The organism is Streptacidiphilus monticola, assembly GCF_042658505.1.
GTDB classification, from domain to species: domain Bacteria; phylum Actinomycetota; class Actinomycetes; order Streptomycetales; family Streptomycetaceae; genus Streptacidiphilus; species Streptacidiphilus monticola.
The window spans coordinates 1-1,259 of record NZ_JBHSQJ010000224.1 but is presented as its reverse complement, the minus strand read 5'-3'; the positions used below and the strand labels follow the sequence as shown (position 1 = coordinate 1,259).

At 70.1% G+C, this 1,259-nt stretch carries 1 protein-coding gene; it reads right to left on the bottom strand.

Annotation, left to right across the window (positions count from 1 at the left end):
- The coding region (locus tag ACFP3V_RS31455) for a cellulase family glycosylhydrolase (protein ID WP_380591144.1) at positions 1 to 1,259 on the bottom strand (1,259 nt) is incomplete at both ends.

The following is a 1,259-nucleotide window of genomic DNA, read 5'->3' as shown; positions in this document are numbered from 1 at the left end:
GGCCAGGTCCAGGTGACGGTCCAGCCGTGGGTGGGTGTGGTGGTGGGGTTGGTGACGGTGACGGTGGCGTTGAAGCCGCCGGTCCAGGTGGTGTCGGTGTGCCAGCCGGCGGTGCAGCCGGTGCTTCCGCCGCCGCTGCTGGTCGTGGTGGTGGCGGTGGCCGGGGTGGAGGCGGGGGAGGTGTTCCCGGCGGCGTCGTAGGCGACGACGGTGTAGCTGTAGGCGGTGGCGGGGGTCAGGCCGGTGTCGGTGTAGCTGGTCGTGGTGGTGGTGCCGGCCAGGGTGGTGCCGCGGTAGATCCGGTAGCCGGTGACGGCGGTGTTGTCGGTGGCGGCGGTCCAGGACAGGGAGGCGGTGGTGGCGGTGGTGGCGGTGACCGTGAGGTTGGCCGGGGTGGTCGGGGGCTGGGTGTCCCCGCCGCCGGTGCCGCCTGGAGTGCCGCCGAAGGACGGCGACTTGATGGTGGTGAGGTAGCCGTCCTTGGCGGTGTCGACGGTGGTCCAGTCGTCCTTGAGGATGCCGCCGGTGTCGCCGGAGTCGGGGTTCCAGGACCAGAAGGTCCACTGGAAGCTGTCGGCGCCGTAGGTGGCGGTGGGGCGCAGGTACTGGACCAGGGTCTTGAGCCAGGTCTGGTCGGTGGTGGACTGCAAGGTGGTGCCGAACTCGCCGACCCAGACGGGGGCGGTGTTCTGGTTGAAGAGGTAGCCCCAGTTCTTGTCCCAGATGCCGGGCATGTTGGCGGGGAAGGCGGGGTCGGTGAACCAGGTCTGGGAGGCGACGCTGGTGGCGTAGTCGTGGGCGGAGTAGACGAGGTGGTTGGGGACGGAGAGCTGGACGGGGTACTGGCCGGCGCCTTGGAGGTTGCCGCCCCACCAGTAGGAGCTGCCGTTGAAGGTCTGGACGCCCTCGACGAAGATCAGCAGGTTGGGGTTGGCGGCCAGGACGGCGTTGCCGGCGCGTTCGGCGGCCAGGCGCCAGTCGGTGGCGGGGTCGCCGCAGCCCCAGCAGGCGGGGTCGTGGGGTTCGTTGTGCAGGTCGATGCCGACCACGGCGCTGTTGCCGGCGTAGCGGGTGGCCAGCGCGGTCAGGTCGGTGATCCAGGTGCTCTCCGGGACGGCGCTGGTGTACCACAGCGCGGACTGGCCGCTGGAGTCGGGCCGGTGCCGGTCCAGGATCACCTTCAGCCCGATCGACCCGGCATAGTTCACGATCTTGTCCATCACCTGCAGCGACGTCAGCCCCTGCAGATCGGCGTTCAT